Origin of the sequence: Microcoleus sp. AT3-A2 (assembly GCF_036705685.1) — a bacterium.
GTDB lineage: Bacteria > Cyanobacteriota > Cyanobacteriia > Cyanobacteriales > Microcoleaceae > Microcoleus.
On sequence record NZ_JAUBVF010000004.1, the window covers coordinates 26,863 to 50,951 of the forward strand.

Annotated in this window: 19 protein-coding genes; 10 read left to right on the forward strand and 9 right to left on the reverse strand. The window is 48.9% G+C overall.

The features are described from left to right. Positions 1 to 54: 54 nt before the first annotated feature. Entirely contained in the window at positions 55 to 174 is a 120-nt protein-coding gene (locus tag QUB37_RS29770) for a hypothetical protein (RefSeq protein ID WP_445251274.1), read from the forward strand. Between the two features lie 709 nt (positions 175 to 883). Here the strand turns inward: QUB37_RS29770 and QUB37_RS04075 are convergent. From QUB37_RS04075 to QUB37_RS04085, 3 genes are all read right to left on the reverse strand, one after another. Beyond that, a complete protein-coding gene (locus tag QUB37_RS04075; RefSeq protein WP_333159354.1) occupies positions 884 to 2,011 on the reverse strand; it encodes a type II secretion system F family protein in 1,128 nt (375 codons plus the stop codon). Positions 2,012 to 2,105: 94 nt separating this feature from the next. After that, on the reverse strand, positions 2,106 to 3,200 hold the full coding sequence (locus QUB37_RS04080) for a type IV pilus twitching motility protein PilT (protein ID WP_190660384.1): 1,095 nt from the start codon (positions 3,198 to 3,200) through the stop codon (positions 2,106 to 2,108). A gap of 75 nt (positions 3,201 to 3,275) precedes the next feature. After that, a complete protein-coding gene (locus tag QUB37_RS04085; RefSeq protein ID WP_333159357.1) occupies positions 3,276 to 5,282 on the reverse strand; it encodes a GspE/PulE family protein in 2,007 nt (668 codons plus the stop codon). Between the two features lie 1,290 nt (positions 5,283 to 6,572). Here QUB37_RS04085 and grpE point away from each other — a divergent pair. The 9 genes from grpE (at position 6,573) to QUB37_RS04130 (ending at position 15,644) form a co-directional block, all read left to right on the forward strand. After that, positions 6,573 to 7,367, forward strand: coding sequence for a nucleotide exchange factor GrpE (gene grpE / locus QUB37_RS04090; RefSeq protein ID WP_333159359.1), 795 nt, complete (start codon positions 6,573 to 6,575; stop codon positions 7,365 to 7,367). Between the two features lie 292 nt (positions 7,368 to 7,659). Further along, positions 7,660 to 9,801, forward strand: a complete 2,142-nt coding sequence (gene dnaK / locus QUB37_RS04095; RefSeq protein WP_333159361.1) for a molecular chaperone DnaK — start codon at positions 7,660 to 7,662, stop codon at positions 9,799 to 9,801. A gap of 145 nt (positions 9,802 to 9,946) precedes the next feature. Further along, on the forward strand, positions 9,947 to 11,077 hold the full coding sequence (dnaJ, locus tag QUB37_RS04100; RefSeq protein ID WP_333159363.1) for a molecular chaperone DnaJ: 1,131 nt from the start codon (positions 9,947 to 9,949) through the stop codon (positions 11,075 to 11,077). Positions 11,078 to 11,368: 291 nt separating this feature from the next. Further along, entirely contained in the window at positions 11,369 to 11,659 is a 291-nt protein-coding gene (locus QUB37_RS04105) for a sulfurtransferase TusA family protein (protein ID WP_333159366.1), read from the forward strand. Beyond that, a complete protein-coding gene (gene rsgA, locus QUB37_RS04110; RefSeq protein WP_333159369.1) occupies positions 11,656 to 12,906 on the forward strand; it encodes a ribosome small subunit-dependent GTPase A in 1,251 nt (416 codons plus the stop codon). The genes QUB37_RS04105 and rsgA overlap by 4 nt, the downstream gene beginning before the upstream one ends. Before the next feature lie 241 nt (positions 12,907 to 13,147). Beyond that, positions 13,148 to 13,933, forward strand: a complete 786-nt coding sequence (locus QUB37_RS04115; protein ID WP_333159371.1) for a MotA/TolQ/ExbB proton channel family protein — start codon at positions 13,148 to 13,150, stop codon at positions 13,931 to 13,933. Between the two features lie 15 nt (positions 13,934 to 13,948). Beyond that, positions 13,949 to 14,677 (forward strand): biopolymer transporter ExbD, encoded by a 729-nt coding sequence (locus QUB37_RS04120; RefSeq protein WP_333159373.1) that lies wholly within the window; start codon positions 13,949 to 13,951, stop codon positions 14,675 to 14,677. Positions 14,678 to 15,205: 528 nt separating this feature from the next. Next, entirely contained in the window at positions 15,206 to 15,403 is a 198-nt protein-coding gene (locus QUB37_RS04125) for an NblA/ycf18 family protein (protein ID WP_006635253.1), read from the forward strand. Further along, positions 15,393 to 15,644 (forward strand): hypothetical protein, encoded by a 252-nt coding sequence (locus QUB37_RS04130; RefSeq protein WP_333159375.1) that lies wholly within the window; start codon positions 15,393 to 15,395, stop codon positions 15,642 to 15,644. The genes QUB37_RS04125 and QUB37_RS04130 overlap by 11 nt, the downstream gene beginning before the upstream one ends. A gap of 191 nt (positions 15,645 to 15,835) precedes the next feature. On the opposite strand, the gene QUB37_RS04135 is transcribed toward QUB37_RS04130, so the two are convergent. From QUB37_RS04135 to QUB37_RS04160, 6 genes are all read right to left on the reverse strand, one after another. Then, a complete protein-coding gene (locus tag QUB37_RS04135; RefSeq protein WP_242722026.1) occupies positions 15,836 to 16,285 on the reverse strand; it encodes a hypothetical protein in 450 nt (149 codons plus the stop codon). Positions 16,286 to 16,365: 80 nt separating this feature from the next. Beyond that, the gene (locus QUB37_RS04140) at positions 16,366 to 17,568 is read right to left on the reverse strand and encodes an anhydro-N-acetylmuramic acid kinase (RefSeq protein ID WP_333159377.1); all 1,203 of its coding nucleotides are present in this window, start codon (positions 17,566 to 17,568) and stop codon (positions 16,366 to 16,368) included. Between the two features lie 53 nt (positions 17,569 to 17,621). Then, a complete protein-coding gene (locus tag QUB37_RS04145) occupies positions 17,622 to 18,353 on the reverse strand; it encodes a PP2C family serine/threonine-protein phosphatase (RefSeq protein WP_333159380.1) in 732 nt (243 codons plus the stop codon). Between the two features lie 416 nt (positions 18,354 to 18,769). Then, positions 18,770 to 20,536, reverse strand: a complete 1,767-nt coding sequence (locus tag QUB37_RS04150; RefSeq protein ID WP_333159382.1) for an AarF/ABC1/UbiB kinase family protein — start codon at positions 20,534 to 20,536, stop codon at positions 18,770 to 18,772. A 111-nt stretch (positions 20,537 to 20,647) separates the two neighbouring features. After that, on the reverse strand, positions 20,648 to 20,980 hold the full coding sequence (locus tag QUB37_RS04155) for a DUF6825 family protein (protein ID WP_333159384.1): 333 nt from the start codon (positions 20,978 to 20,980) through the stop codon (positions 20,648 to 20,650). Between the two features lie 520 nt (positions 20,981 to 21,500). Then, on the reverse strand, positions 21,501 to 23,069 hold the full coding sequence (locus QUB37_RS04160; protein WP_333159386.1) for a serine/threonine-protein kinase: 1,569 nt from the start codon (positions 23,067 to 23,069) through the stop codon (positions 21,501 to 21,503). Between the last annotated feature and the right edge of the window lie 1,020 nt (positions 23,070 to 24,089).

Genomic DNA, 24,089 nt, shown 5'->3' on the forward strand with positions numbered 1-24,089 from the left:
CCCTCACTGAGGCAGATGGAAAAAGGCTGCCGTGAAATCTAGCGGCAACGGAACATAGTTGAACGTACTCTCAACCAACTCAAGCAATGGAGTCGGAGTGCTATTCGATATGAGAAGCTGCCTGCCAATTATACAGCCATGATTACGATCGCCTGCATTCTGTTGTGGTTATAGTTTGAAAACACGCCCTAGGCAAGAACACCTGATGGAGATAAATTAACTAGGTGGAACCCCAGCGAGCGTGCTTAGCTGGCTATCAGCATCACACTCAATTTTCATTCCTTAGTTTACGAGCTGCGCTTGAATGATGCTGTCAAATGTTTGAAAAATTTCCCTCACCATTATACCTTAATTAAGATGCGATTCCCCTGTAATATCTCTGAATATTTTTTTATTTTTTATCTTCTGGGAGCCTTCAAATTGGAAAATTTTTCTAAAAAACTGGCATTTAATATATTCACCGAAGGCAATGAATCTGTTTGTTTTGTTGGTGATTTAAAGTTAGAGTAAAACCTTTTGCCATTGATAGCACCCATTAACTACAATAACTACATTGAAATTTACTCGGATTTAACTGTAGCATATTTTGGGTTCAAATTAAGATGCGTTTACCCTGGAGCCTAAAGCCAGGATTAGGCAGCAGTTAAATCTGTCTGCCTATCCTACTTGACTTTTGTGGCATTTTCGTAATTTTTCACCAATGGGAAGACCCTGGTAAGGAAGATTTGGAGGCAGAGCCTCCAAATTGTTTTCTCCTTTTAATCGAGGATGTGCCTCCTCCAAAAGTCTGCCAAAGAAGAGCCTGGGGACGATTGAAGTAGTGATTGGTTATGCGTTACGTTAATTACTACTAACTAATAACTAATAACTAATTCGCCCTTTTTTACAACTTCTGGAACACTGCGAACATCGGCAGATACATCGACAGCAAAATCGAACCTACGATACCACCGACGACAACAATCATCAGAGGTTCTAGCATACTGGTAAGTCCTTTTACTGCTTCTTCCACTTCCGTTTCGTAGAAAGCGCCAACTTTCATCAGCATCTTGTCAAGTTCCCCAGTTTCCTCGCCAATTGCCATCATTTGAATAGCCAAAGACGGGAAAACAGCTTGTTCTTGCAAAGCAATACTGATCATGCCACCGCTTTGAATTTCCTGTCTCGCATATTCAATCGCATTAGATATCGCCTGATTCCCCGCCACATCTCGCACAATTTCCAAAGAATTGAGAATCGGCACGCCCGATCGCGTCAGCGACCCAAATATTACGCAAAACCGAGCCACAGCCGATTTTTCTATCAAATCGCCAAAAATAGGCAATTTCATCGCAATCCTATCAATCTGTAGGTGACCTATTGGAGTTTTGTAGTACATATCGAAGGCAATTTTGAGCGCTATAATTACCCCAATCACTGTTATCTGTTGGATCGGAGGCCAAGCCGTACAAAATGCACTAATTCCCAACATTATCAGCGTAAAAGTCGGCAAATCTGCACCAATATCCTTAAATATCTTAGCGAAAGTTGGTAGCAAGAATATGGTCATTGCGAAAAAAATCACGATCGCAATAAAGAACACAGTCTTCGGATAAGACATGGCCGAATTAATTTCAGCCTCCGTCTTGTGATTTTTTTCCATCATCACCGCCAGACGGTCTAGAGTTTCATCTAGCACCCCCCCGACTTCTCCCGCCGCCACCATACTGATAAACAGTTGGTCAAAAACATCAGGAAACTTAGCCATCGCCTCCGCCAAGTTTATCCCTTCCTGCACGTCAGCATTCATGCTCCTGAGCGCTCGCTTCAACTTAGCATTAGAACACTGCTCGTGCAGCACGGAAAGGCATCTAACGATCGCCACCCCTGCATTAAACATAGCCGCAAACTGACGAGCAAAAATAGCCATATCCTTAACAGTAAGGCTGGTAAGGTTATATTCAATTTGCTCCTGAATCTTACTGAAATCAAAGCCACCTTTCGGTTTTTGGCGGATAACGTTGGTAGCCACAGCTCACCTCTGAAAATTTATTAAAATTTATGACTCATCAGTCATCAGTCATTAATTCAGTCTGCTAACTCCTGACTAATGACTGCCGACTGAATTAATGAGCTCCTACCTTGGCGCCAACAGGTGCTGGACCAATCAAGCGTTCGAGTTCGTCAGCCTTAGAAGCCTTGGCCATTGCCGATTCCCAAGTGACTTTACCGCTCTTGTAAAGTTCAGCGAGGGCCATTTCCATCGTCCTCATACCCAATTTTGCCCCCATTTGGATTTGGGAGTAAATCATGGGAGTTTTGCCCTCCCGGATCAAGTTAGCCATAGCTGGAGTATTTACCATGATTTCCATAGCGCAGCAGCGGCCGCCCCCAACTTTGATTACCAAATTTTGGCTGCAAATTCCCACCAAAGAGTTAGACACCTGGGCGCGAACTTGGGGTTGTTGAATGGGCGGGAACACGTCCAAAATCCGATCTATCGTTGCAGCCGCCGAATTAGTGTGCAGCGTTCCCATCACCATGTGACCCGTTTCAGCCGCCGAAATTGCCAGACCGATCGTTTCCAAGTCCCGCATTTCCCCCACGAGAATTACATCAGGATCTTCGCGCAAAGCAGCTTTCAGCGCATTAGCAAAGCTCTTAGTATCTTCGCCCTTTTGGCGCTGGTGAAACAAACTCTTGATATTAGGAAACACATATTCGATCGGATCTTCAACTGTTAGAATGTGTTCCGCCCGCGTCCGGTTGACCAGATCCAACAACGCCGCCATCGTAGTAGTTTTCCCGGAACCCGTTTGTCCCGTCACCAACAGCATACCCCTGGGTCTTTCCGTCAGATCCCGCAAAATCTGCGGCACGCCTAAAGCATCTGCATTAGGAATCTTAGAAGCCAGAGCCCGCATACAAGCAGCCCAAGCACCCCGCTCCCGGTAGACATTGACGCGGAACCGAGCCAATCCCCGAACCCCGTAAGCGCAGTCGAGTTCCCACTCCATTTCCAACTGCTTGCGCTGCATATTGTTGAGCATTTGGAAAATTAGGATCTGCACTTCCTCAGCAGACAGAATGTCGCCGTATTGCGTCTGAGGAGTTAGTTTACCGCTGACTCGGAAGAATATAGGCGCGCCCGCTTGGATGTGTATGTCCGAACCCCCTTGCTCTACCAGGGACTCCAGTACATCTTCAATCATCAGACCCATAGATACCTCTCCTTGATCGAATTGATAGTTATTGACCAATCTAGCTCAGTTAACAGTCAACAGTTAACTGCTGAATCAATCCACAAAGCGTGGCGTCAAGCAGTACGGACAATCCAGCATCTCCGGCTTCAATTCCGCCTGACAAGTTTTGCAGGTAAGTCCCTGCTTCCGTTTGGCTTTCATTTCCGCCTCCAGGCCCGAGTCTGTAAACGTCACCCGCTCGACTTCTTCAAAGGTAGTCGCGCCTTCTCGCACCAACTGCAAGCTGTAAGCCAACAACGTTTTCATCCCTTCTTCTACTGCTGCTTCCTTAATTTGCTCTGTGGGAGCTCCTTGAGTGATCAGAGTTTGAAGCCGCTCAGTATTTTTCAGGTACTCGTAAACCCCTACCCGTCCTTTGTAACCTAGGCCGCCACACTTCCTACAAAGTTGCTCGCGTTCTGCCAGTTCCTTCCTTTCCTCCACCGGTACGGTGTTGGCTTTGTAAACAGTTAGATCAATTTCTTGAGAAGCCGACAGACCGTACTTGCCGAGTTCTGTGGCAGTAGGCTGGTAAGGAATGCAGCATTTGTCGCAAACGCGCCGCATCAGACGCTGAGCCAACACGCCCAACAGAGCGGCCGAAACCATGAACGGTTCTACGCCCATTTCTGCCAAACGCGCCACTGCCCCGGCCGCGTCGTTCGTGTGCAGCGTCGTCAGCACCAAGTGTCCCGTCAAAGCCGCTTCCAGAGCAGTTTTGGCTGTTTCCCTGTCCCGCGTTTCCCCCACCAGCATCACGTCAGGGTCTTGCCGCAAAAATGCCCGCAGAATGTTGGAAAAAGTCAAGTCTTTTTCCCGAATTACTTGACATTGCGTAATTCCTGGCAAAGCATATTCGATCGGGTCTTCCGCCGTACTGATATTAACCCCCGGATCGTTGCGTTCCGCCAGAATCGAGTAGAGAGTAGTTGACTTGCCCGAACCCGTCGGCCCCGTCACCAAAATCAGTCCGAACGGACGGCTAGCACTCTCTCGCACTAAAGCCAGAGTTTCTTCGTCGGAGATTAACAAACCCAAACCCAACTGAGTGCTGGAACTGTCCAAAATCCGCAGCACGATTTTTTCGCCGTACCGCGAAGGCAAGCAGTTCACCCGGAAATCCACCGTGCGTCCCTCAAACACCCGGCGGATGCGGCCGTCTTGCGCTTGTCGGCGTTCGGCAATATCCATGTTGGAAATAATCTTGAAACGAGCGGTAATCGAGGCGACTACCTGCTTGGGAAACCGGAAATACTCTTGCAGCACCCCGTCTTTCCGCATCCGAATCCGCATGAACTCTTCTTGAGGTTCTACGTGGATGTCAGACACCTTTTCCGACAAAGCTTTAGCCAAAATGATATTGACGGCCTTAATTACGGGAGCCGCCTCAGCATCGTCCAATGTGTTAGCGAGGTCTTCTTGATCGGCAGTATCCTCTTCTAGCGAGAGCTCGCCAAAATCTCCCTCCCCTAAATCCATCTTTCTCTGCTTTTCGATTTCAGCTTTTTTAGCTTCCCTCTTAACTTGGTCGTCTTGATAGGCCGATGTTATGTCCTGATAGTCGTCTGGCGTAATCACCCGTCGCTGCAAAGCCAAGCCGTGAGGCTGTAAAATCCGCCGCAAATCTTCTATGGCGTTGAGGTTGTCGGGATCTACCATTGCCACTAAAACCGCCGCCGGCTCAGTTTCAGTCTTCGCTACGGGTAAAAACCGACCTTGGTGACAAATGTCGATCGAAATCTTCAACGCATCGAGCATAACTCCGAGTTGCTCGTTAGACATTTCGCTCATCTCCGGGTCAAATGCTTCAACGCCGTAGACTATCTTCCGTTCAAACATCTGCTGCTTCTTGTAAAGTCGCAGCAATTCTGGGGGTAACGGCTGCCCCGTAAGTGCTTCTAATACCTCCGTCAAACGCTTGCCCGACTTCTGGCTTTCAATTTGAGCTTGCTTAACTTGCTCGCCGTTGACGTAACCCGACAGAATCATCTTGGTGAGAGCCGGAGGAAATTGGCTCACAGAAACTAAGGATGTGGAGCGAACCGGGGATGTGCTAGTCATAAAAAACACTCAATAGGTGGGAAACTCAGTCACAAATAGTGCTGAGAGGAAAACCAACGCGGGGTTTTAACCCCCGTATTCTTTGCTTATGGATCAGCTATCATGTTGTTGCTCAATCCCTATCTCTCAAGTGTAAGCTCGCAGCCCCCTCTAAGCTTCGTCCACCAATTGACGAGACCTTGGAAGGATTTGCCTGTGCTTGCAATCAAATCTTGTTCGTTGAGTGCTAAGTTGCTTACTTACCTGATCAACTGGCGGGATACTCTCGTTATAGCGTCAGGGCACATCACTTGGGGGTTCCCCGTACCGGGAGAGAAAAGCGGGGCGGGGTGTGTCCCCTTCCCAGGCTAATTCTATTTTCCCAAATTGTTTGCTCAAATTACAGCGCCCGTGGTGGCGCGGTTAGCTGTACTAAATTAAAGATGAGCTATGTTCTGTGATGATAGCTTTTACGAAAGCCTCGATCGCCCTTTTGAAATATATTTTGATTAATTATCTGCGACCTGTTACTGCCCGATCGTCGGCTGCATGAGCCCCCAGGGCAAATTTTGAGCAACTCTAGTTTTGGGTCAGTAAATATTACTTTGATTCTACCCTGGTGTCCGAACCTTTGTGACGTAAGCTTGACCGTTCAGAAATGTTGGAAAGAGACCATTAGATATCAATCGTATTTACAGATGAGCATCGCAGCCAAACCAACTAATCTCTCTCATTTGGCTGGAAAAAATTCGAGACTTCCAGCGAATTCGGCGGTATTGAATCAGAAAAAACACAGCCCCAATTCGCATCAAGAGTAACAACCTAGTATCTGAGTTACAAAAGCACACAGATAACTACTTAGTCACTCAATACAAATTCCTCTTTCTCCCGACTTTGGAAACTCCGCAAATGGTAAAAAATGCCAGCGTCAGCTTGCAACTAAAACAGCCTGAGCGATGATAACTTTAAGTCACTATCGTTTTAAGTAAACCTTGGAACATCAAGCCTCCTAAGTGGGAAATGTGGTAGTAGACTTAACAGCAAAATATACTTATAAAAATTGTTGTCAAGGCATCGCGTTAATTAAAATTTAGTAACTAACAAACCTTGGGTTTGCCCCATTACTGCCATATTATACGTAAATATTTAAACGGGGCTTTGAAGATTTTATGGAAAGCTTTGAGCAAAGTCTCCTGATCGGGCGAGATTTCCTCTTTTCACATTGTGGCATACACAGTCAATTCGAGTCCTCTAGATTTACCGGGTTAACTGTATCTGCTAGAATTGATAGGGTTCTGTCGCGCAGCTTTTATGATTGACGAGGAAAAACAGCAAGATCAAGATCCTAACTCAACTGGGGAAACCACCCCAGAGGGTTCGCCAATGGCAAGCGAAAATCCGGCGGTATCAGGAAACTCGAACGAATCGGCGGATTGGGAGCTCGAACTTGCTCGAGCTTATCAAAGTGCTCAAGGCGATCGCACCCCAGCAAACGCATCGGGGCCTACCGTCACCGGCAGTTCAACCAACAGTCCGACTGCAGACGCGGCGGAGCCTTGGAAGAAGGAACTGGCCCAGGTAACCGAGGAAAAAGAGGCTTTAAAAACTCAGTTGCAAGTCGCCTCCGCTCAACTAGAAGAACTGAAAAATCAAAATCTCCGCCTAGCAGCAGATTTTGATAACTTCCGCAGGCGTACCCAAAAGGAAAAAGAAGAGCTAGATTTACAGGCAAGGTGTCTGACGATCAAACCCCTGTTGCCAGTAATTGACAATTTCGAGCGCGCTCGATCGCACATCAAGCCGCAAACCGACGGCGAAATGAACATTCACAAAAGCTACCAAAGCGTTTACAAGCAAATGGTAGATAGCCTCAAGCAAATCGGGGTTTCTCCGATGCGCCCCGAAGGTGAACAGTTTGACCCCAACCTCCACGAAGCTCTGCTGAGCGAGCCAACTGACGAACACGAGGAAGGAACAATTATCCAAGAACTAGAACGCGGCTACATTCTGGGCGATCGCGTTTTGCGGCACGCCAAAGTGAAAGTTGCAGCGGCTGGGCTATCTGTGGTAGCCTCAGATGAAAATCCCGATAGTTCGGAAGGTTAATCGGGATACAAGCTACTGCATTCGTCAAAGTCACTGACCCCCGAATAGAATTCGGGGGTTCCCAGGTGGCAGATTCACCAACTTCTTAATTAAAGATGACTAAAAGCAGGTCAGCGCTTTCTCCAAAAATTCTGAAAAATGTTTTTACCCGTCTTTGATATTGCTTTAGGACATCAAGTTTATTTCCTACAAATCTAGTCGGGTGATGCTTGTTTGAACAAGCTGAGTCGTTTTTCGTCCCCCAACCTGTAGTTGGAGGTTTCCAACATCCCACAAAGTTTTATGAGGCGCTATGGGAAAAATTATTGGAATTGACTTAGGCACAACTAACAGTTGCGTAGCTGTGTTAGAAGGCGGTAAACCCGTCGTGATCGCCAATTCCGAGGGCGGTCGCACAACTCCGAGTATAGTAGGATTCGGCAAGGCGGGTGATCGCTTAGTAGGTCAATTGGCCAAGCGGCAAGCTGTAACTAATGCTGTAAATACTGTCTACAGTATCAAACGATTTATCGGACGGCGGTGGGACGACACGGAAGAAGAACGAGCGCGGACTCCCTATACCTGCATAAAAGGCAAAGACGATACCGTTAACGTCCAAATTCGGAACAAGGTTCACACTCCTCAAGAAATCTCGGCAATGGTACTCCAAAAGCTCAAGCAAGATGCTGAAGCTTATTTGGGACAACCTGTTACCCAAGCCGTGATTACAGTGCCAGCCTACTTCACAGACGCCCAACGGCAAGCGACTAAAGACGCCGGTACGATCGCTGGCCTAGAAGTCCTTCGGATAGTCAACGAACCGACAGCGGCAGCGCTTTCCTACGGGCTAGACAAGCAAAATATAGAACAGAAAATCTTGGTCTTTGACCTAGGCGGCGGTACTTTCGACGTTTCGATCCTGCAACTGGGAGACGGAATTTTTGAAGTCAACGCTACATCCGGGAACAACCATCTCGGAGGAGATGACTTTGACGACTGCATTGTACAGTGGCTGGTAGAAGCTTTCCGCACTCAAGAAGGCAGTGACCTCTCACAAGACAAAATGGCCTTGCAGCGACTCAGAGAAGCTGCGGAAAAAGCGAAAATCGAACTCTCCAATCGGGAATCCACCTCAATCAATCTACCCTTCATCTCTTCTGACGAGAAAGGGCCGAAGCATTTGGAAATGGAACTCTCCAAAGCTCAGTTTGAAAAACTGGTGGCTCATTTGGTGCAAGCGACGATCGATCCGGTGACTCAAGCCCTCAAAGACGCAAGTTTGACCCCCAAAGACATAGACAGGATTATTTTAGTGGGAGGATCAACCCGGGTTCCTGCAGTTCAAAAGGCAATTAGCAAGTATTTTGGGGGCGTTTCTCCCGATAAATCGGTCAATCCCGACGAAGCTGTAGCGGTAGGCGCGGCAATTCAAGCCGGGGTTTTGGGCGGTGAAGTCAAAGACTTGCTGCTGCTCGATGTGACGCCGCTCTCCCTGGGGCTCGAAACCTTGGGCGGGGTGTTCACCAAAGTAATCGAGCGAAATACAACTATTCCCACCAGCCGATCGCAAATGTACAGCACGGCGGCAGACGGGCAAACCTCGGTAGAAATTCACGTGCTCCAAGGCGAGCGGGCATTGGTTAAAGACAATAAAAGTCTCGGCAAGTTCCTGCTCAAAGGCATTCCCCCAGCCCCTCGTGGCGTCCCTCAAATCGAAGTTACCTTTGAAATCGATGCCAACGGAATTCTCAAAGTGGCTGCTGAAGACAAGGGAACCGGAAAAGAACAAAGCATCCAAATTTCCAATACAGGTGGATTGAGCGAAACAGAAGTCGAGCGGATGCGACAAGAAGCCGAACTTTACGCCGACGAGGACATCAAGCGTGCTCTACTCGTCGAACTCAAAAATCAAGCTGACTCCCTCGTCTATAATTGTGGTGTAACTTTAAAAACCAACGCGCAACTGCTGAGTGACGAGCTCAAGGCCGAAGCGGAAACAGCCGCAGCAGCCTTGCGGGCAGCGATGACTAACCCCGACATCACTGTCGAGGAACTCACCCCCGCAATCGAATCTTTCAAGCAACTGCTATACTCGCTGGGGACAGCAGTCTACGACCAAGCCCGCAGCGGGGTAGCCCCGTCAGGAGCTGTTGTTGAAAGCGAGATGATGTCAGAAGTAGAATCATCAGAACCAGAAGAGGTTAAAGCGGACGACGACAGCATTTTGCTGAAAGAAGAGCTGCTGGTGGCTCCCCAAGCTCCGCCGGAACCAAAGCCGGAACCAAAGCCGGAACCAAAGCCGGAACCAAAGCTCGAATCAAAGCCGGAACCAAAGCCGGAACCAAAGCCGGAGCGACAGTCAAAACGACAGTCAAATCCACAGTCAAGTCCACAGTCAAAACAAAAACAGAAGGTTCCCGAACCAGAAGTTGATGATATGAATCCTTTCCTTTAAAACTGAAAAGCTAAAAATTAAAAGTTAAAAATTAACAATAAGAATTTTTGATTTTTAATCTGTAATTTCAGGAAAGGTCGCCCGTTTCTTTTTCGTGTTTCTTTTTCGTACACTTTTTGTTATTTACCTCCAGGCAAGCAGCTCTATGGCCGGTGATTACTATGAAATATTAGGCGTTTCTCGCAGCGCAGACAAAGAAGAAATTAAGCGTGCTTACCGCCGCCTAGCTCGCAAGTACCATCCAGATGTCAACAAAGAATCCGGTGCCGAGGAGCGGTTTAAAGAAATTAACCGCGCCTACGAGGTACTCTCAGAACCAGAAACCCGCGCCCGTTTCGACCGGTTCGGCGAAGCAGGCGTCAGCGGTGCAGGCGCACCTGGGTTCCAAGACTTTGGTGACAGCTTTGCCGATATTTTTGAAAGCTTCTTTCAGGGCTTTCAGGGAGGCGTTGGTGGCCCACAACAGCAAGGTCGCAGGCGCAGCGGGCCGGTGCGGGGAGACGATTTGCGCCTCGATTTGCGGCTAGATTTTCGGGAAGCAGTGTTTGGTGGGGAAAAAGAACTCCGCATCAAGCATCTAGAAACCTGCGAAACTTGCACCGGGACTGGCGCGAAACCGGGAACCAGACCACAAACCTGCTCGACTTGTACCGGCAGCGGTCAAGTCCGACGCGCTACCCGCACTCCTTTCGGCAGCTTTACTCAAGTTTCTGTTTGCCCCACCTGCAACGGCACCGGGCAAGTGATTGAGGATAAGTGCGAAACTTGTGGCGGCCGGGGACAGAAAGAAGTGATGAAAAAGCTGAAAATCACAATTCCGGCTGGGGTTGACAACGGTACTCGCTTGCGCGTTTCCAATGAAGGGGATGCCGGCAAACTGGGTGGCCCGCCCGGGGATCTTTACGTGTTCTTGGCGGTGAATGAAGACCCGCTATTTAAACGCGACGGCACTAACGTTAGCTCGGAAGTTAAGATTAGTTATTTGCAAGCAATTTTAGGGTGCCGGTTGGAAGTGGAAACCGTAGACGGGCCGACGGAATTGTTGATTCCTAGCGGAACTCAGGCAAATACTGTTTTGACTTTGGAGAAAAAAGGGGTGCCTCGGTTGGGAAATCCAGTCAGTCGGGGCGATCATTTGATTACGGTGTCTATTGACATTCCGACTAAGGTGACGGCTGAGGAACGGGAATTGCTGATGCAGCTTGCTAAGCTGAAGGGCGATCGTACCGGTAAAGGCGGTATAGAAGGGTTTCTGGGCAATTTGTTTCAGAAATAAGCAATTTTTGACACCAATTGGTGTCAAAATTTCCTGTTTGAGGATTCCCCGGCAATTTGTTTTAGTATCTGTCAAAAAATTGTGTGCAATTGCTCACAAAAATGGCAGGTGGGCCTGTTGCTGGGCATTCGGTTTCAGCAGCGCTGAAAAAAGTGAACGCAATTGCGCTCACTTTTTTCAGAAAGAATAATAGTCTGTGTCCAATTGGACACAAAATTTTAGATTCTCCAGTGTCCAGGCAACTTGTTTAAAAAACTAAGGCTTTCAGGATTGGAGATTGCAAAAAGCATTATGAATTCAACATCGAAAATTGAAAGTCCCAAATCCCCAGATGCCAAAATCGATCTGCGGGGTACACCCTGTCCTCTGAATTTTGTCCGCACTAAACTGCGCTTGGAGCAAATGGCACCGGGTGCTGTGTTGGAAGTGTGGCTGGATGCTGGGGAGCCGATCGAACAAGTGCCCGATAGTCTCAAAATGGAAGGGTACCAGATTCTGGAAACGCAATTTGTCGCCGATCAGCCGGAGTCGGGCTTTTTTTCAATGAAAGTGCAGCGCCCAGAAGACAAGGAAGCAGGATGAGCCTCAATTCACCCTCGATCGTGGGTACTGTAATTGCTGTTCAGGCTAACTTCTACCAAGTGAGGTTAGATCCCGAAGTCTCCATTGACGGGCAAAATGCTCCCCTCGCTGATTCTCCGATTCTCCTGTGCACTCGTCGCACTCGACTGAAAAAAATTGGCCAACAGGTGATGGTGGGCGATCGCGTGGTGGTAGACGAACCGGACTGGACTGACCGCCGGGGTGCAATTTCTGAAGTCTTCCCGCGCCAAACAGAACTCAACCGCCCGCCTGTAGCTAATGCCGATCGCATTCTCCTCGTTTTTGCCCTTGCTGAACCCGACTTAGATCCCGCATCATTAACTCGGTTTTTAGTCAAGGCAGAATCAACAGGTTTAGAGGTGAGTTTATGCCTGAACAAATGCGATTTGGTCACGCCCCAGGAGTTGGAACAGTGGCGCGATCGGCTTTCAGGCTGGGGCTACGAACCAATGTTTATTAGCGTCCGCAGCGGCGAAGTAGTCCAGGAAGCCACGAAAGAAACTCAAAAAGAAGTTTCTGCCCAAGAACCAGCTTCCCATGACTTAGCGGAGAAAATAGAGGGATCTAGCGTGACTTTTGAGGAGAATTCCCTACTTCTAAAGTCGGTCGATAACTTAGATCCGTTAAAGTCCGTACATGGCCCGTTGCCGAACTTCCTTCTGCAGCACTTGCAAGGGAAAATAACGGTAATTTGTGGCCCTTCAGGGGTTGGCAAGTCCAGCTTGATCAACCAACTGATCCCGGCCCTGAATCTGCGAGTGAACGCTGTTTCCGGCAAACTCGGCCGCGGGCGCCACACGACTCGCCACGTAGAACTATTTGAACTCCCCGGTGGCGGACTTTTGGCCGATACTCCGGGCTTTAATCAGCCGGCTCTCGAATGCGATCCGTCCGAGTTAGCTGAATATTTCCCAGAAGCCCGCCAGAGGCTGGCTTTGGGTAGCTGCCAGTTTAGCGACTGTTCGCACCGAGATGAGCCTAACTGTGTCGTGCGCGGCGGTTGGGAGCGCTACGATTATTACTTGCAGTTTCTCGAAGAGGCGATCGTCCGCCAGCAACAAGAGCAAAACTCCAGCAGTGCCGAGGCGAGTTTGAAACAGCAAACCAAGTCGGATGGTACGCAGCATTACGAACCGAAGCTGCAAACTAAAAAATATCGCCGCTCTTCCCGCCGCCTTCAACACCAGTCACTCCAAGATATGTGTCAAGACTTAGAGGAATTGTGAGGAAGTCGCCGCCCATCACCCGTAAGCACTAGAAAACATTACCAAGACTTACCCAGGAACCGGGTTTCCTCAACGAAAATACTTCGTTGCACCCGGACGCCCCCTTCGCAAAACCGGCTTTCTTTAGTCGCGAGTGCGTAAGTCCTGAGTACATTAATAGCTAAAATTAAATGGCCTTAGATTTGTTAAAAAAAGTAGAACAGAAGCAAAAGTTAGTGGGTACTGCAGGAGCAAAAATATTGTGAATATTCAAGAACTGTTTGAAAAAGGTGGCCCCGCCATGTGGCCCCTGTTGGTGTTATCGATTTTATCTTTGAGTACAATTATCGAGCGCTTGTGGTTTTGGGCGAGCCTCCTGAGCAAAGAAAAGCAGATAGTTAACCGCATTCTTGAAGCGGCTCGCAGCGATTGGGGGGTGGCTAACGAGATGGCCAGACAAGCTAACCGACAGCCGATCGGGCGATTTCTTTCTGCACCCCTGCGGCTCTACAATCCCGAACCAGATTTATTTCGACTCGCTCTCGAAGCCTCCGCCGATGAAGAGTTGGCTTCGATGCGCCGCGGCGACAAAATCTTAGAAGCTACGATCGCTCTCGCGCCTTTGCTGGGCTTGCTGGGAACAGTTTTGGGCTTGATTAACTCGCTCAGTTCCATCCGTCTGGGCGACATTGGCACGGCGGCCACGAGTGGCGTGACATCGGGCATTGGCGAATCGCTGATTACTACTGCTACTGGGATGGTAGTAGCAATTTTTACCTTGGTGTTTTATCGCATATTTCAAGCTTTTTTGTTCAACCAGGCAAAAATATTTCGCAAAGCTGGAAATGAACTGGAATTGCTTTACAGGCAATACTGGCCTGCCGCTAATGCTAAGGGTCGAGCACCCGGTGCAGAATACAGCAATTCTTCTTTTGGTGCAGATGGTTTGAACAGGCGTTCTCTCAATTCTCAAGAATCGGGAGAACGGAATCGGGAGCCGAAATTGAAAGGTTCCGATCCGGCTGAAGATTCCCCTTCTAATAATTAAAACTCCTGAGAACTGATGAAGATTAATCTAGATACTCCTGCTGAAGAGGCTCGGATTGAACTGGTGCCTTTAATTGACGTGATCTTTTGCATTCTGACGTTTTTTCTCCTGGCGGCTTTGCAACTGACTCGCCAGCAAGCAATTAATGTCGATTTGCCTAAAGCGAAGACTGGACAAACGCAGATGCGAGAGATGCTGATTGTCAGCATTGACGATTTCGGGCAAACTTATATCGATCAATTGCCTGTTAATTACCAACAGCTCGATCGAGTTTTAAAGAGTTTCCAAAGCCAAAATCCTACGGGGTTGATGGTGCTGTACGCTCCTCAAAATGCGAGATATGCCAAAGTTGTGGAGGTTTTAGACAAATTGAGAGAGGTAGGGGGCGATAGAGTTGCTCTGGCAACTCTTCCTAGTTCGGCTTCCTCCCCATTGCCCAATCCCTCGGTTCCCAATTCTGGCATTCCTGCGGCACCTGCGATCGGCAATTCCGGTCAACCTCTGCCGTCTCCTGTGCCTCCGGGGCAGCAACAGTTCAACCCCAATCAGTTTCAATCCCCTCTCCCCGCTCCTGGGCAGCAGCAGTTCAATCCGAATCAGTTTCAATCCCCTCTCCCGGCTCCTGGGCAGCCTAGCAACTCTGGGGCAAATCAGGGCATTCCTCCTGTTTCGCCTGCACCCGCTGCTCCCAATATCAGACCCGGAATCGCCACTCCACCGCAGGGGGGCGAGTCCTCGAATTAGTTAGAAGGAAGAAGGGAGAAGGAAGAAGGAAGAAGGAAGAAGGAAGAAGGAAGAAGGGAGAACAGAGAAATAGAAATTCTCCCACTCTCCCCATCTTCCACTCTCCCCATCTTCCGCTCTCCTCATCTTCCACTCTCCTCATCTTCCACTCTCCTCATCTCCTCATCTCCCCCTCTCCCCCTCTCCCCATCTCCCCTTCGCGGAGAGAATCTCCGCCGGATTTGGTATAAAGGGCTTCAATTCTTTTGGTTCGTACTGAGCCTTTTTTCTCTTGACAAGTAGATACACTTGTATGTGCCTGCGGAAGGAACTTTTGCAGACATCTCGCCATCTCTATCGCTAAGTAAGTTATTTCCTAGGACAGATGGTAATTTTGTCAAATAATTGTTACCTTTTGTAATATAGACTAAAGCCAGATGGGCCATCGGGCATCCCGAAACCAACTGTCGATCGCTGAAACAACTTACAAATCTGGTTAATCCAGGTGTTCACTTTTAAGTCACCTTTACTTACAGAGGAGTCAAAGTCATGAGCCAACCAGCAGAATTGTCTTTGGAACAGCAATTTAGCCTGTGTTCCTTCAAAACACAGGTAAGTGACATGAGCCGCGAACAAGCTCAGGAGTTTTTGGTCAAGCTTTACGAGCAAATGATGCTGCGGGAAACGATGTACCGCCATTTTCTGAAACACCATTGGGGTTTAGAACCTAACCCAGGTGTTGAGTAGCAAAGAGTCGCAGTCGGCGACCTCCGTCTCTTACTCTCTTCCCTCAGGCGGAAAGGAGTTGGGGGTGATGGGGCGTCACTCGAAGGCAGAAGGTAGAAGGCATCTGTACAGACGTGAGGAAAATTTGACAATTCCTTTGTGGATTTCACTGAATGTGGAAGTCGAGGTAAGCAGTTTGTCTATCGACACCACCGGACAGGGTCAAGATAATTTATCGCGCCTCGACTCGAAAATTGGATAACTCTTAATAATAAGTGTTAATTTTTTAACCCATTAAAATTTTTAACAATTTAATATATTTGTCTTTAGTTGCAGCGGATGAGGTTTGACAGCAATGGCGCTAGTCGGACATCTGAGCGCGACCTCCGACTAGCAAAACCTTCACTTTTCACCTTAATCCCTAGAACTCGCAACTGTGGACTCTAGAAAGAGTTATTCCCCCTGACGTTCGAGAGTTGCTTCCATTGTACTCGTCAAGTAATGACCAGACATGATGCCACTAGATTGGTAGTAGCGGTTGTCATCAACCCGGTGCAGGGTATCAAAACCCGTCCGCCGCTGGCGTTCGTCTCCCAATACCCAATAACGCTGGACGATCGACTGCGGAGCAATCCAACCTTCGCCCTCGACGCGGGCGAGTTCGCTGTGTTGGAGTACAAAAGTATACTGCCGTTCATCGCTGTTGAGGTGTCCTCGGTACTGCAAAATAATCTCTTCGCGATCGCCTCCAGGAAATACAAGCTTTGTCACCATACTGAACCAATCTGTTCGGTTCCAGCTCACTAAAGTTTTGCCTTTAACCGTAATTGGCACGCCATTGCGCTCAATCCAGCTTCCTTCGAGCGTCCATTGGCCAGATTCCATTAAAAACGTGTGAGCCACAGTGCTGTTCCTATGCTTTTGCTGCTGGCTACAATGCTGGTGCAACAACGCACAGCCGTTGTCCCTCAGACTCTATGCTATCACGCCCAACTGTGCCAACAAGAGTTAATTTCCCCTAAAAGTACCGGTGCCCGGGCACCAGTAACTTGAGGTAGATTGCCGGGAATGCCCCGAACCCGCCATGCGGCTAAAACCGCGAAAGCGATCGCCTCTTTAAAATCTACATTCAAGCCTGCCTCAGAAGTAGTCAACACTTGCACTGGATGCAATTGAGATTGTAATCGGCGTTTTAAGTAGAGATTGTGGCTGCCGCCCCCGCATAGTAAAACTCGATCGGGCATAGCCGGTAAAAAAGTTTGGTAACTGTGAACGATCGAGGCAACAGTCAGTTCTGTCAGAGTAGCCAGCACGTCAGCAGGACTGAGGTTGTAACCTTGGGCCTCGACCAAACACCTGTCAAAATAGTCTACACCAAATAGCTCTCGCCCCGTTGATTTCGGCGGTGCTTGGCGGAAGAAATCTGATGCGAGCCAATCCTCGACTAAAGCTTGACAGGGAGTTCCCGATGCTGCCCAAGCTCCACCTTCGTCGATCGTCTTAGTGCCGCCTGAGAAGTGTTGTACTGCCAAATCTAACAGGGAATTCGCCGGGCCAGTATCCCAGCCTGATATGCCATCCCCAAGACTGAAAATCTCAGACTCGTCATTGTTTCCCCCTTTTCCTCTGGCCGGCAGATAGGTAACATTGCCAATTCCCCCCAGATTTTGGATGCAGAGGCTGATGTTGGGTTCCGCCAGCAGGCAGGCATCAACTATTGACACTAAGGGTGCTCCTTGACCCCCGGCAGCAATGTCTGCCGATCGAAAGTTACTCACAGTAGTAATTCCTGTCAATTCCGCAATTAGCGCGCCCCGCCCGAGTTGCAAGCTGTACCCCATTAACCCACCGGCGCTGTCTTTCTGGGATTTCCCAGCAGGTCGGTGGTAGACAGTTTGACCGTGAGAGCCGATTAATTCGGCATTATCATATTCTGCTTGAATTGTCAAGGCCGCCGTGGCAAATTCTTGGGCGATGGCATCATCTAATTGGGCTAGTTCAGCCATTGACAAAGCTGATCCACTGCAAACCGAGAGAATTTGCGATCGCAAATTAGCAGGATAAGAGAAAGTCTTGCCGGCTACCAATTGCACTTTCAAGTCTGTTTGGGAACCGACCACATCCACCAAAGCAGCATCAATGCCATCCACCGACGTGCCGCTGATCAAACCGATAACGCGGGTCATTCAATTTTAGATTTTAGATTTTAGATTTTAGATTTTCCGGGGGGTTGCCCGATTTATTTGAGGTCGAGCGTCACGATCACCACAGTAATATTATCGCGTCCACCTTTATCCTTAGCTGCTTGAATTAAAGCATTTGCAGCGCCCTCGCAAGCGCGAATCGACTTCAGAGGCGAAGCAATCAAAGGATCGGAAAGTTCTTCAGTCAAGCCATCGCTGCAGAGTAGCAAGCGATCCCCAGGCTGCACGTCCACCGGCAAAATATCTATTTCCCGCAAATCATCGCGGCCCAAACACTGGGACAAAACGTGACGCCAAGGATGACTGCGAGCCTGGTCAGGAGTTAGGGCCTTTCTTTTCACAGCCTGAGCCACCCAAGTCTGGTCTTCAGTAATCTGCTCCAAGCGAGAGCCGTGTAGCCGATACAAGCGAGAGTCACCGATATTAGCGCACCAGGGTCGGTCCTCATCCCTAAACATTAGAACCACCGCCGTAGTGCCCATATCAGCACGTTCGGGGTGGTCGAGCTGATCCGTCAAAATTGCTTGATTGGCAATTAAAAAAGCCTTTTCCAACAACAGCGGAGAATCCTCAGGCCCTTCCCAATGTTCGAGCAAATAAGATTGAATCGCCTGAGTCGCTATCCGGCTGGCTTCTTGACCTCCGGCGTGTCCTCCCATTCCATCGGCCACTATGAAAAATCGCCCGTCAGAGTCTATGTAGTACGCATCCTGATTTACGGAACGAACTAACCCTGTGTCTGTCTTACCTGCGAAAGAGCGTTTCATAGATTGGGTGATTGGACTCATCGAACTTGAAAGCTTGATTTAATTGGGTGCGATGCTTTCTCCCAAAACCTAAACCCCGAACGGGAGTTGAAATTTCTGCACCCGGCGATCGCGAGTTTTGGAAAAATTGCACTACCTTGACCTCATATTGTAGATCGTATGATGGTAATCCCATCTTAAAATTTCCGTAAATCCTGTAAATTAAGCAGCACCTGCAAAAAAAACTGGATTTATACCCAAAATTAGAGGTGTGGCTGGCGAAAAATCTAGGCAGCAAAGGGGTTTTTAGCCTCAAAGCGTGTAAGTGTTGTAAATTTCAGCAATCTGTGGTCAGCCAGCCAAAACTTAACATTCGATGTCAAATTTTGGCTGGCGAGAAATCTCAAACCTGAAATTTCCAGTCCTAAATTGCACAATTATGACATTCTGTCTAAACGATCGATCCGCTTGAACAAACGCAGCATAGCAAACCCTGCACCCGCCGCCAGCACGGCAACAGCGACAGCCGGCCAGACTTGATTGCTGACAAACAAAATTGTCGCCGACAAAGTAAAAGCACTCATCAGCAAAGCATAATTCGTGCCCATTTGAGCGCTGCTCATGCGACGAAGCAAGCGCTCTGTTTCGGCAGAACGGACGCGAATCCGCAAATCTCCCTGTTCGAGTTTATCAATAGTCTCCTCAATCCGGCGGGGCAAACCCAAAGCACTCGAACTCACCTGAGCCGCCTGACGGCCGATTTCGTTAAAAATGCTGCTACTTGTATCATGGCCATTTCCATTAGTCATAAGCTGCATGGCAAAAGGTTGTGCCACCTCCATAAAGTTGAACTCGGGATCTAAACCTCGGCCCACCCCTTCGATGGTAGAAAAAGCTCGCATTACAAAAGTAAAAGTAGCTGGGAAGCGAAAAGGTTGGTTGTAGGCAATATCGTAAAGGTCGTCGGTAATCGCGCTCACCGACTGATTTTCAAAAGGCTTGTCCATGAAGTTATCCAGCATATACTGGATGCTGCGGCGCACCGGACTCATATCACCCGTAGGCACCAAAGCTCCCAAATTGATCAGAGAATCCATAATCCGCTGTCCATCCTTGGAAGCAATGCCGTAGAGAGTCTCCATCAGTCCTTCGCGGACGTTCGACTGGATTTGCCCCATCATGCCAAAATCGTAGAAAATCAGACAACCGTCAGCACTAACAGCGATGTTGCCGGGGTGTGGGTCAGCGTGGAAAAAGCCGTCGTTGAGCAACTGTCGCAAATAAGCTTTTGCGCCCAACTGAGCGATTAATTTACGATCAATACCGGCCGCTTCCAAAGCTTCGTAGTGGCTGATTTTTATCCCCGGCAGGTATTCCAAAGTCAGCACTCGCGGAGCCGCATACCGCCAATAAACCCTCGGCACCCGCACCCAGTCACAGTTGCTAAAATTGCGGCGAAAAGTATCAGCATTGCGGCCTTCATGGAGATAGTCAATTTCCAGCCACAGAATGCGACAGCATTCCTCATAAATCCCCATCCAATCGCGGCCGCGGCCCCACTTAGGATGGTTTTGAAAGTAACGGGCAATTCCCTTAAGAATTTGCAAATCGATCTCGAACAGCTTCCGCAGTCCCGGCCGCTGCACCTTGACGACCACTTCTGGGCCCGAATGCAGTTGAGCTTTGTGTACCTGACCCAGACTTGCAGCGGCCAGGGGTACCGGGTCAAAGCTGCGGTAGAGTTCTTGAACTGTCTTGCCCAAATCTTGCTCAACAATTACCTCTAACTGCTGGTAGCTGAAAGCAGGCACTTTATCTTGCAGCTTAGAAAGTTCCTCGACAAACTCTGCCGGGAACAAATCGGCGCGGGTAGAAAATAACTGCCCCACTTTAATGAAAGTTGGCCCCAAATCCAAGAGTGTTTCTCGAACCCAGATAGCTTGAAAGCGGCGTCTGGCAACTTTCTTTTCTTCAGTCACGCCTCCCCAGTAGCTCCAATTTTTGCTGTCGAGCCACAGGGAAGCCAGCCAGAGCAAAACAAAGGCCCAAATGTCGAAGAAGCGCCGCTTCCGGGAGTATTTTTCGCGATTCCAGCGATAAGCTTTACTTTTGTAGGATTTACTAGCAGTTTTTTGCTCATCGGCTTCGCCAGTGTGCTTGGGGGAGCGCTGGCGATTAACAGAGTCATCAAGGAGAGCAGACACTTGGGTTCCCAAATTGCTTATTTTATGTTGTTGCTTTGATTGGAAGTAGGAGCGCAGGAGCGCAAAGCAATGCGCTCACGTAGTAAATAATAGTTGTGGTCGAATCGATCGCTAGGGCAAACTGCTGCGGTAACGCTGCAATTCCGATCGCACCAGAGCCACTTCGGCGCGCAGATCATCAATAGTCGCTTGCAAATCGGCGGGATGGATGTCTTGAATGGTGGTGGTGCTTGCAGTGCCAGTTCTGGTCTGCATCGCCTCATCCGAAGCTCGATTTGCCCGTTCCACAACTCGATCTGTGAACTGCCGCAGGCGTTCTCTTTGTTCTGCGTCAAATTTGCCGATTTCAGAGAAAGCGTTGGTTGCCGCGCTTTCTAATTGCTCGTACAGGGCTTCGGCAAGTGCTCTGCCTACAAAAAAAGCATGAACTGGGGGTTTACTCATAAAAAATCTCTGTGCGCTTCCGCAACAAATTATAACTTGCTTGTCCCCGATGATGCTTGCTCCCAAAGGAAGGAAGTTTGGGGGAATTGACACTCCCACCCCGAGTGTCGGGGATGGGATTGTTGAGAGTTAGAACAGACTAACGCGCCACCGCTTAGCCCAAAAGCCTCGCTTACACTGGCTCAAATTCGAGGTTGGGGTTGTTTTGTACCAAAATATTTGCAGCTTGGCAGTATTAATACGCGACATCACACCACCTCAGCGCCGCGCACATATTCTAACATAATTTAAATCAAAATAGAAAACAGTCCTGCATTTTTTTGCGGGCATTTGGATTGCAGAGGGAATAGGAAATATTCGATAAACTCAGACGGCGACTGTTGGGATTTTCAGATTCGACGGAAGTTTTTGGAAGATAGTCGTTGGCTAGGTATGGTCTTATTATCTCAACTACTGAGCGGATATTTGCTGACTTATAAAACCAAGTATTTGTCCGCACTTTTAACCAACAAAAACCCTACTAATTTGTCGCAGGTTCGGGAAAAGGCATCGTGGGATATGCCACAGGGGGTGGTGAATCAGGTGCGATCGAACTATCTGAATTGCTGCCACTGGGACTTGGTATCGCAGGCTCAGGCGATCGCTCGATCGGCGACGCTATTACTGGCGACGGGGATTCCGACGACGGCAGGGTTTCTGCGCTAGCACTCTCAGGGGCAGGCGGGGCGGGTGCGGCGGGCGGTTCTGCAGGCAGGGGCGCAACTTCTGGTACTGGTGCGGCTTCTGGTTGGGGATCTGGCTCGATTTCGGTTTGAGGCTCTGGAATGGGGGACTCAGAAGGCTCCTCTGCGGGTTCGGGCGTCGGGGAGGGCTCCGGTTCGGCTTCGGGATATGGGGCGGGAGTTTCCTGGTTTGGGGACTCAGAAGGTTCGGCGCTAGTTTCTGAGGGCTCTATCTGTTCGGGAATGTTGCTGCTGTCTAAGGGGGGTTTAGGACGCTTGTTGAGTTCGATCGGGTAGAGAGGGCTGCTTTCGACAGACGGCTGCCCGAACATTGGCCCTGACAAATCGCGGGATTTGAGCAAATCTTCCAGAGATGGGAAGGACTCACTTTTGGGTCGATTACTGAGAGTCGTGCTGTTGTAGTGCGATGCTAGGTCAAAACCCATCCAGCCTGCAATTACAGCCGTTACCACAAACGCCACAAAAGTCAACTGTGGCGGGGGAGGTGCGGGCAATCTTAGAGTTTGCTTGCCTTTTCTTTTTACTGATACTCGCTCTGTTTCTTGCAGCATGGTGAGCCAATTTTCCACTGTTTGAGGGCGGTTGTGGGGGTCGATTTCGAGTCCCTGAAGGATGGCTCGCTCGATTCCTGGGCTGAGGTTGGGCTGAAATTGCCGTAACTCAGTCAAGGGAATGCGATCGCGCAGGGGTGCTGCTACGGGCGCCACGCCGGAGAGTAAGTAGTAGAGGGTGGCTGCGATCGCGTAGATGTCAGTGGCCGGTGTACATTTACCGTCATAGAGGTATTGTTCGATCGGCGCGTACCCGGGGGAGAGCAAGTTAGTGTGGGTTTGTTTGGTGCCGGCGGTAAAGCCACGGGCAATTCCGAAATCTATTAACATTACTACGTGAGAATCGGCTCGCCGGATAATATTTTCTGGCTTGATATCTCCGTGCAGCAATCCGCTGTGGTGAACTGTACTTACGGCTGAGGCTATTTGCCGAATATAGTGCAGGGCCTGGGCTTCTGGCAGCGGCTGATCGGTTTCGACTATTTGGGCGAGAGTTTGGCCCGGAATGTAGTCCATTGCAATAAAAGACTGTCCGGCTTCTTCAAAAAAGTCAATTACCCTGACTATGTTGGAATGCTGACACCGCGACAGGCGTTGGGCTTCGGCAATAAACTGCTGCTGAAATTGGTCAGATTCTGGGTGTTGGCGCAGACTTTCGTTGAGGGTTTTGAGTACGACGGTTTGGTTTAAATGGGTGTGGATAGCTCGGTAAGTGATGCCGAACCCTCCTATCCCTAAAGTCGCGTTAATTTTGTATTTGCCCTGTTGCAGGACTGTTGCTGGCGCTAAGTTCATCTTCAGTTGATGCCGTTTCCCAAACTATGCTACCGCCTTTGGGTTATTTCGCAGAGTTAGGGGTGAGGTTTGATCGATCGGCGCCCTAGTTTGAGCTTTAGCTCTGCTATATCTTTAATCTTGGCATCCCCACGTCATTTTATCGAAAAAATGGGTCTAAAACCCCGTGCTTCTAGCACGGCTTTGGATTAAAGTAGAGATGGTTGAAATCCCCAAGGTGGGCGGTTGTGAAGCGACTTTTAGTCGGCACCCTCGAACCTGAAAGCTCTTTAAAAGCACAAAGAAGGGTAGCGAAAACCTTGTAAAACACAGCTAGAGAGTCAACGAATTCTCAATACCAGAAAATCCCTAATTCGGTTCAATCAATCCAGTAGGGCGGGGCACGCCCGAACTCTAGGTCGTATCCTAGTACGCTTTTGGAGATAGACCCTCTGGGGTTGCTGTAAGTCAGACTCGTCAATTGGTGTTTTTTCACGGTTGAAAGGTTTGAGAATTGCCTGCAAGGGATATGGTGCCTAAAGGTCAGTCGCTGAATTAAGAATCTCCGGACTTGATAGACGGAGAGTGTCAACTGTAGTAGGTATTGTGAAACTTAACCCTCCGGCTTTCCCATAATAAAAATCCCGCTCTTGTGGAACGGGAAAGCCATCAGGGTGCATCTATAATATCTGACTCTAACTTATGGGGGGTACAACCCCTCATTGCTTTAGCAAGTCTTTAAAATTAGTCGATTTTTGTAAAGATTTAGGTTTTATGTTGACTTATGATCAATCTTATGAGTTATAAGATTGCCGGATGGCGATCTTGAGCTTGGGGAATTGACACTCTCAGGTCTGATGTTGCTCCCAGAGTCACACCTTACAGACCTGATTACCTTTTTGGCTCAGATGAAGTTCAGGCGAGCGGCATAAAATAACAAAGAGGCATCGTATCGGGCTTAATCTTGAGGCTGCACATGGCTCAAACCTTGTAAATAAAAAGGCTGTAAGCATTCTCCCGACATTGGTAGCCCATAGCCAT